Here is a 7580-nt window from a genome sequence, read left to right on the forward strand (position 1 = left end):
ACGACGGAGATCTCCGACGGGGTGGCTGCCGACGGCCCGGAGCGGACCATCGACGACCCCGACGCCAGGATCGGTGACGCGGCGGTCACCGCGGACGGCGCGACCGCCGTCTTCTGGCGGTTGGTCGACCGAGAGCCGTGGGCTCTCGCGGTGACCGACGACGGGTTCGTGACCCGCTCCGAGTGGCGTCTCGCCATCCCCGCAGAAGTCATCGCGGCCGGCGACAGGTTCATCGTGCGCGACCAGGCGCTGTCGAAGGTCTGGGTCGTCGAACCGGACGGCGAGCGGCGCCGGGTCGAGGTGAGCGGTCCGGTGCGCCCGGTCGGCCAGGGTGAGGTGCCGGTCGCGACCAGCGCCGACGGCCTGCTCGCGGTCGACCCCGGGACGGCCACGGCTCATCCCGTCGACATGCCGGAGATGGCGTTCGACGTCGAGGCGTACGGCGGCCGGCTGACCGCAATCACCTCCGTGATCGACGGCAGCGGCCAGCGAGAGGCCACCTACCACTGGTCCGACGACGGCGGTGCGAGCTGGCAGACCGCACCCTTCGACCCCGGCGTCCTGGGCCTTCCCGCGGTAGTGCCGGCTCCCGCCGGTGCCGAGCACGTGCTGACCTTGACCGGAGACGGCGGCGGATCGCTGATCTCGGTCCTGACGATGCCGGCGGGCGGCGGCGGCTTCGCCTCCACGGCGTACGACGGCGAGCTGACCTCGGTCGTCGGGACCTTCGTCGTCGACGGCGAGGTGCGCATGTTCGCCGACCTCATGGGCGATGGCAGCGGCCCGCCCCGCGCGTCGGGGCTCTATCGCTGGACGGACGGGCGACTCGACCGGATCACCACCGAGGCCCCGGAGGTCACCGATGATCAGGACCGCGCGCTCGTCGACGTCGACGCCACCCCGGACGGGCCGCGCCTGCTGCTCGCGTCGGGCGCGGCGCTGTTCGCGTCGGTCGACGGCGGTCTGACGTGGGAGGAGCTGCCCGCCCGCTGACTCAGCCGCGGCCGACCTCGACCCCGAGCCACCCGGCGAGGGCGGTGATCTCCGCGTCGACGGCATCGCCGACCTCGGGCTCCCACGGGAAGTCCTCGTGGACCGCGAACACCCGCAGCACGCCGGCCTTGCGGTCGACCTTCGCGTCGAGCTTTCCGACCAGCCGGTCGCCGTGCAGGATCGGGAGCGCGAAGTAGCCCCAGCGCCGCTTCGCGGCCGGCTTGTACATCTCCAGGACGTACTCGAAGTCGAAGAGGTCGAGCGCCCGCTCGCGGTCGTAGACCAGCCGGTCGTACGGCGACAGCAGGGCCGTCCGCGGCTCGAAGGGCTCGTCGACCGCGGCCAGTGCGTCGGGGTCGACCCGCCACTGGCCGTCGATGCCGTCGACGACCGCGTGCTCGCCGCGTCCGGCCGCGCCGATCTCCTCCCCGTTGACCTTCGAGGTCGGCCGCGCGATCCCGAGCGAGGTGAGGCGCCGCGCGTCGAGGATCGCCCGGGCCTCGTCGTACGACGGGACCTCGAGGTCGGGCGGGTAGACCCGCTCCGGCACGTCCCAGGTGCGGAACTTGCCGCGCCGGCCGCTGATCGCCACGTCGCCGGTGCGGCACAGCAGCTCGAGCATCCGGTCGACGTTCTTGTCGTTGGTCCACCCCGACGACTGCCACGGCACCTGCGCGGTGTCGGGCACCTCGGCCGCGGTCAGCGGCCCCTCGGCGGCGAGCAGTGCGATGACGTCGGCGCGGAAGGCGGCGTTGGCGTCGAGCCACCCGAAGGTGGTCGGGTGCATCCGGTCCTCGGCGGTCGCGAGCATCAGGCCGATGTCGTCCATCGGCCGGATGAAGGAGGAGTGCTCGACCAGCGAGCGCTCCTCCTCGAGCGCGAACCGCAGGTCGGAGTGGTCGTAGCCCTCGCCGAGGCGGGACCACGAGACCAGGTCGACGTTGGGCGCGATCGCCGCGGTCGGGTCGATCTGGAGCAGGGTGAGGTGGTCGACCATCGCCACCAGCGACTCGGGCCGGTAGGCGTCGAGCAGCTGGGCGCGCACCGCGATCCGGCGCGCCTGCTCCCGGTCGAGCCGGATCACGGCAGTGGGCTCACAGCCGGCCCAGGGCTGCCTTCAGCGGGTCGAGCCCGATCGCGCCGAGGTCGAGCGCGGCGGTGTGGAACTCCTTGAGGTCGAAGGCATCGCCCTTGCGCCGCTTGACCTCGTCGCGAGCCTGCAGCCAGATCCGCTCGCCGACCTTGTACGACGGCGCCTGGCCCGGCCACCCGAGGTAGCGGTTGACCTCGAACCCGAGCTGGCCGTCCTCCATCCGCGAGTGCCCGCGCATGAACTCGAACACCCGCTCGCCGTCCCACACCTCTCCGCCGCGCCAGCCGAACGGGTTGTCGGCCGGGATGGTCAGCCCGAGGTGGACGCCGATGTCGACGATCACCCGCGCCGCCCGGAAGCCCTGCATGTCGAGGAAGCCGAGCCGGTCGCCCGGGTCGTCGAAGTAGCCGAGGTCGTCCATCAGCCGCTCGGAGTAGAGCGCCCAGCCCTCGCCGTGGCCGCTGATCCAGCACAGCAGCCGCTGCCAGCGGTTGAGCAGGTCGGCGCGGTGGACCACCTGGGCGCACTGCAGGTGGTGGCCGGGGACGCCCTCGTGGAAGACGGTTGTTGTCTCGCGCCACGTCGAGTAGAGCTCGTGGTCGTCGGTGAAGGAGAACCACATCGTGCCGGGACGGGAGAAGTCCTCCGAAGGGGGCGTGTACCAGGCCCCGCCGTCGTTGACCGGCGCCACCTTGCAGGCGATGGTCCGGATCGGCTCGGCGATGTCGAAGTGGACGCCGTCGAAGCTGGCCAGGATCGTGTCGGCCTTCTCCTGCATCCACGCCGCGAACGCCTCGCGACTGCCGCAGTCGCGGGCCGGGTCGGCGTCGAGCGCCTTGACCGCGTCGTCGACCGAGCCGCCGGCGACGATCCGCTGCGCGGTCGCGGCCATGTCGTCCTCGATCCGCTTGAGCTCCTCCCAGCCCCAGTGGTAGGTCTCCTCGAGGTCGACCTCGGCGCCGAGGAAGTAGCGGGACTCGAGTGCGTACTGGTCGCGGCCCACCCCGTCGCGCTCGCGGCCCAACGGCGCCAGCTCGGTCTCCGCGAACCGCCCGAACTCGGCGTACGACGCGGAGGCGGTCGCCGCGACCGCGGCGAGTCGGTCGCGCAGCCCGTCGGGGGCCTCGGCGACCAGGTTGGCGAAGTAGTCGCCGGACCCGCCCTCCTGGCCGGTCCAGCCGCGGATCTGGCTGGCGACCTCGACGTACTGCCGGCGGGCCGACACCCGCCCGGCCGCTGCCTCGGTCCGGAGGGTCTCGCGGTAGCCCGCGAGGGCGTCGGGCACGGCGGCGAGCCGGTCGCCGATCATCTGCCAGTCCTCGGTGGTGGCGGTCGGCATCAGGTCGAACACCTCGCGCACCGCGTGGGCGGAGCTGCTGATCACCGAGAACGAGGCCCGCTCGACCCCGGCCTCGGCCCGCTCGACGTCGAGACCGACCCGTTCGAGGAAGGCCTCCTTGGCGACCCGCTCGCGCTCGTCGGACGGCTCGATCGCCCCGACCTCGGCCAGCGTGCGGCGATTGAGCTCCTCGCGGGCGTCGTAGCCCGCCGGCGACAGGTCGGGCAGCTTGTCGTCGTGGCCGGCGATGCCGGCGAAGGTGGCGGTGAGGGGGTCGAGGGCGACGACCTCCTCGACGTAGCGGTCGGTCCGAGTGTCGACGGGTCGGGTCATGACGTGACCCTAGATCGCGCCGCCGACCACCCGCATCCGAGATCGGTGATGCGGGTGATGCGCGTCTGGTGATGCTAAGGTCATCAGGTGCGCACCACGGTCAACATCCACGACGGTCTCCTCGAGACCGCGAAGCGGTGCGCCCAGCAGCAGGGCAAGACCCTCGGTGACGTGGTCGAGGAGGCGCTGCAGCGCTACCTGACGTCCGCGGCACCGGAGCCGGTGGCCGGCCCTCCCTTGGCGATCTACGACGGGCCGCTCGGGGTGAAGCCCGGCATCGACCTGCGCACCAATGCGGGCCTGTACGACGTGCTGTACGACGAAGAGGACGATCTCGCGAGACGGATGGCGCGCGGTGAATATCCCTGACGTCAATGTCCTGATCGCCATCTTTCGACCCGATCATGCGCACCATGGTCGGGCGGTCGCATGGTGGGAGGACGCGGCGCTCGGCGACTCGCTCACCGTCCCTGACATCGTCTGGAGCGGCTTCGTCAGGACGGCGACCAATCCACGTGCGTGGGAATCGCCCGCGACGCACGACCAGGTCTGGGCCTTCATCCGGTCCGTCATGGATCAGCCGACGTATGCCCGCTACCTCGACGCGTTCGACACCATGGGTCACTTCGGCCGCCTGTGCCGTGAAGCAGGAGCAATCGGCAACCTGGTCAGTGACGCCTACATCGCGGCCTGTGCCACCTCACTCGGAGCGCAGGTGGTGACGTTCGATCGCGACTACCGCAGGTTCGACGGAGTGCGGGTCCTCGAGCTGTCGGCCTGACTTCAGCCGGCGCGGTGCCGCCGGGCGCCGAGCAGCAGGGCGCCGGCGACGACCGTCTCCAGCACGATGAAGCCCGTCATCTTCGGGCTCGGTGGGCCCTCGAAGGCCGACGAGGCCGCCCGACCGGCGGCCATCCCGGCAGTGGCCAGCCCGATCGCCGTCCCGGACGCCGGGGAGGCGACCAGGCTCGCGGCGAAGGCGAGCGGCAGGCCGCCGTACACGGCGCGGATCTCGGTGCGGGAGTCGGCGTTCGGCGCGGTGCTGCCGATGACGGCGGGCACCAGGTCGGGCTTGAGGAAGGAGGCGATGCCGAGGCCCGCGTACGACGCCGCTCCGATCGCGATCAGTCGGTTCATGCCTCGATCCTGCACCGGGGAGCGCTCGTCGGCATCCGACCGGAGTAGGAACCGACGTCGGCCGGAGGGACGGGCTATCCCGCGACCGCCCCGGCGTACCGCCCGGCCAGCACCCGGAGGTGGTCGACCAGTGCGGCCGGTGACTCGACGGTGAAGTCGATGCCGAGCATGCCGATCCACACGGCGACCACCTCGAGGCTGTCGCCGCCGGTCACCAGCACGCTGCGGCCGTCCGGCAGCGGCTCGACGGTTCCGACCGCCGGGTTGATCCGGTCGATCACCTCGTCGGCCGGTGCGTCGATGACGATCCGGGCGTGCACCGCCCAGCCGGTGCGGGCGACCTCGCGGACGACGAACTCGGTCAGGTCGCCCGGGAAGGACGCCGGCGCGAAGGCCCGGCCCCCGGGGGTGCGCAAGGTCAGCCAGTCGACCCGGTACGGCGCCCACCGGCCCGTCGCGGGATCGCGGCCGACGACGTACCACCGGCGCTGCCACGCGACCAGTCGGTACGGCTCGACCTCGATCCGCTCGTCGTCCCGGTAGAACGCCCGCAGCCCGTGGTGGTCGCGGATCGCGGCGGCAATCTCGGTGAGCACGGCCGGGTCGACCTCCGGGTCCTCGACGTTGGAGTCGGTGTTGACCGGTCCGGCGCTGGTGGCGTCGCGCAGCGCGACCAGCTGGCGGCGCAGCCGGTCGGGCAGCACGTGCTCGAGCTTCGCGAGGGCCCGGCTGCCGCTCTCCTCGAACCCCGCGACGCCGGTCACCGTGCGCAGGCCGACCGCGACCGCCACCGCCTCCTCGTCGTCGAGCAGCAGTGGCGGGAGCTTGGCGCCCACCCCGAGCCGGTAGTGACCGTCCCGGCCGCGGGTCGCGTCGACGGGGTAGCCGAGCTCGCGGAGCCGGGCGATGTCGTTGCGCACCGTCCGGTCCGTGACCCCGAGCTGCGCGGCGAGCTCGGGACCGGTCCAGTCGACCCGGGCCTGCATCAGGCCCAGCAGCTCGAGGAGCCGGCCGGAAGTCTTTTTCATGAGCCTGTTTTATCAGGAATCAACTGTTCCGCAATAGGTCATAGCGTCGTTCTCACCAGCAGGAAACACTCCAGAGAGGCACCACGATGAGCGAGCAGAACACCCCCTTCACCATCGACGTCCCCCAGGCCGACCTCGACGACCTCCAGGCCCGCCTCGAGCGCACCCGGTTCGCGCCGGCCGTGCCGGGCGACTCGTGGGAGTACGGCACGCCGGAGTCCTACCTGCGCGCCATGGTCGAGCAGTGGAAGAGCTTCGACTGGCGCGCGGTCGAGGAGCGGATCAACAGCCACCCGGGCTTCGTCACCGAGGTCGACGGCCAGCGGATCCACTTCCTCCACGTCCGCTCGACGGTCGAGGACGCCACCCCGCTGCTGCTGGCCCACACCTACCCGGGGTCGCTGCTCGACTTCCTCGACCTGATCGACCCGCTGGTGAACCCCGAGGCCCACGGCGGCACGGCGGCCGACGCGTTCCACGTCGTCGTGCCCTCGATGCCGGGCTTCGGCTGGTCCACCCCGGTGGTCGACACCGGTTGGACGATGGCCCGGGTGGCGACGGCGTACGACGAGCTGATGCGGCGGCTCGGCTACTCGTCGTACGGCATCCACGGCAGCGACGGCGGCGCGCTGGTCGGCCGCGAGCTCGCGGTCCTGAACCCGGAGGGCTTCCTCGGCGCGCACGTGCTGCACCTGTTCTCGTTCCCCTCCGGCGACCCGAGCGAGTTCGAGGGCTTCGGGCCGAAGGAGTACGCCGCGCTCGAGCACATGCAGTGGTTCCAGTCGGTCGGCGGCTACAACCAGATGAACGGCACCCGCCCGCAGACCGTCGCCGCCGGACTGGCGGACTCGCCGGTCGGCGTACTCGCGTACAGCGAGCTGTTCGAGAGCTTCGGCAACGGCACCAGCCTGGTGCGGCCCGAGCAGGTGCTGGCCCAGGCGACCCTCTACTGGCTGACCAACACCTATGGCTCGGCCGCCCGCTACCACTACGAGGAGCAGCACTCCGGCGCCGAGCCGGTCGTCAGCCAGGGGCGTCTCGGCGTCGCGGTCTTCAAGGACGACTTCCAGACCATCCGCTCGCTCGCCGAGCGCGACAACGCCAACATCGTCCACTGGTCGGAGTTCCCCCGCGGCGGCCACTTCGCCGCGATGGAGGTGCCGTTGGACGTGGTCGGCGACCTGCGGGTGTTCTTCGCCTGATCCGCCGAGCTGTTGTGCTGCGCTCCGCTTCCACTCGTGGGAGCGGAGCGGTGGCATGTGGTGGTGGCGGGCGTCTGGGCGGCGGGGCGGCGGGCGGCGGGCGGCGGCGTGATGTAACACGCTGTTCGCCGATCTGACAGGGCGTTGCCGTCTGTTCGGCCCCGATGCAACGGTCTCCCAGCGCCGTGATGGGTCGCCCAGACCCGCGAACAGCGTGTTACATCCGGCAGGCCCCCGGAAGACCCGCGAACAGCGTGTTACATCCGGCAGGCCCCCGGAAGACCCGCGAACAGCGTGTTACAGCAGCGGTCAGCGGCCGGCGATCAGCGGCTGGCGATCAGCGGCCGGCGCGGGCGCTGGCCTGCCAGGCGCCGCGGCCGTGCACGTGGGTGCCGCGCATCCGGTGGGAGGGGGAGGCCCACTCGGACCGTGGCTTCTCCGGGGCCGGGGCGCCG

General features: G+C 71.8%; 8 protein-coding genes. 4 read left to right on the forward strand and 4 right to left on the reverse strand.

From position 1 onward, the window contains the following. A partial coding sequence (locus tag H0488_RS20345; protein WP_183101053.1) for a hypothetical protein occupies positions 1 to 993 on the forward strand: 993 nt, incomplete at its 5' end. A 1-nt stretch (position 994) separates the two neighbouring features. Here the strand turns inward: H0488_RS20345 and H0488_RS20350 are convergent. Together H0488_RS20350 and H0488_RS20355 are read right to left on the reverse strand one after the other, a co-directional pair. Beyond that, the gene (locus H0488_RS20350) at positions 995 to 2077 is read right to left on the reverse strand and encodes a DNA glycosylase AlkZ-like family protein (protein ID WP_312856455.1); all 1083 of its coding nucleotides are present in this window, start codon (positions 2075 to 2077) and stop codon (positions 995 to 997) included. Between the two features lie 10 nt (positions 2078 to 2087). Beyond that, on the reverse strand, positions 2088 to 3758 hold the full coding sequence (locus tag H0488_RS20355; protein ID WP_183101054.1) for a DUF885 domain-containing protein: 1671 nt from the start codon (positions 3756 to 3758) through the stop codon (positions 2088 to 2090). 87 nt (positions 3759 to 3845) lie between these two features. Here H0488_RS20355 and H0488_RS20360 point away from each other — a divergent pair, with 87 nt between their 5' ends. Further along, positions 3846 to 4127: a type II toxin-antitoxin system VapB family antitoxin gene (locus H0488_RS20360; RefSeq protein WP_183101055.1), complete on the forward strand. Its 282-nt coding sequence runs from the start codon at positions 3846 to 3848 to the stop codon at positions 4125 to 4127. After that, positions 4114 to 4539: a TA system VapC family ribonuclease toxin gene (locus H0488_RS20365; RefSeq protein WP_183101056.1), complete on the forward strand. Its 426-nt coding sequence runs from the start codon at positions 4114 to 4116 to the stop codon at positions 4537 to 4539. Before H0488_RS20360 ends, H0488_RS20365 begins: the two co-directional genes overlap by 14 nt. A gap of 2 nt (positions 4540 to 4541) precedes the next feature. Here the strand turns inward: H0488_RS20365 and H0488_RS20370 are convergent, their stop codons facing one another. Both H0488_RS20370 and H0488_RS20375 read right to left on the reverse strand, forming a co-directional pair. Next, complete coding sequence (locus tag H0488_RS20370; protein ID WP_183101057.1) at positions 4542 to 4895, reverse strand: DUF4345 family protein; 354 nt, start codon at positions 4893 to 4895, stop codon at positions 4542 to 4544. A 74-nt stretch (positions 4896 to 4969) separates the two neighbouring features. Continuing rightward, complete coding sequence (locus H0488_RS20375) at positions 4970 to 5923, reverse strand: helix-turn-helix transcriptional regulator (protein WP_183101058.1); 954 nt, start codon at positions 5921 to 5923, stop codon at positions 4970 to 4972. Between the two features lie 86 nt (positions 5924 to 6009). On the opposite strand from H0488_RS20375, the gene H0488_RS20380 reads away from it, so the two are divergent. Then, positions 6010 to 7125: an epoxide hydrolase family protein gene (locus H0488_RS20380; RefSeq protein ID WP_183101059.1), complete on the forward strand. Its 1116-nt coding sequence runs from the start codon at positions 6010 to 6012 to the stop codon at positions 7123 to 7125. Positions 7126 to 7580: the final 455 nt, after the last annotated feature.

This window comes from Nocardioides pelophilus (assembly GCF_014180685.1).
Taxonomy (GTDB): domain Bacteria; phylum Actinomycetota; class Actinomycetes; order Propionibacteriales; family Nocardioidaceae; genus Nocardioides; species Nocardioides pelophilus.

Coding starts and splice junctions, on each gene's coding strand:
- H0488_RS20355 (WP_183101054.1), bottom strand. CDS start 3,758: ATGACCCGACCCGTCGACACTCGGACCGACCGCTACGTCGAGGAGGTC.
- H0488_RS20370 (WP_183101057.1), bottom strand. CDS start 4,895: ATGAACCGACTGATCGCGATCGGAGCGGCGTCGTACGCGGGCCTCGGC.
- H0488_RS20375 (WP_183101058.1), bottom strand. CDS start 5,923: ATGAAAAAGACTTCCGGCCGGCTCCTCGAGCTGCTGGGCCTGATGCAG.
- H0488_RS20380 (WP_183101059.1), top strand. CDS start 6,010: ATGAGCGAGCAGAACACCCCCTTCACCATCGACGTCCCCCAGGCCGAC.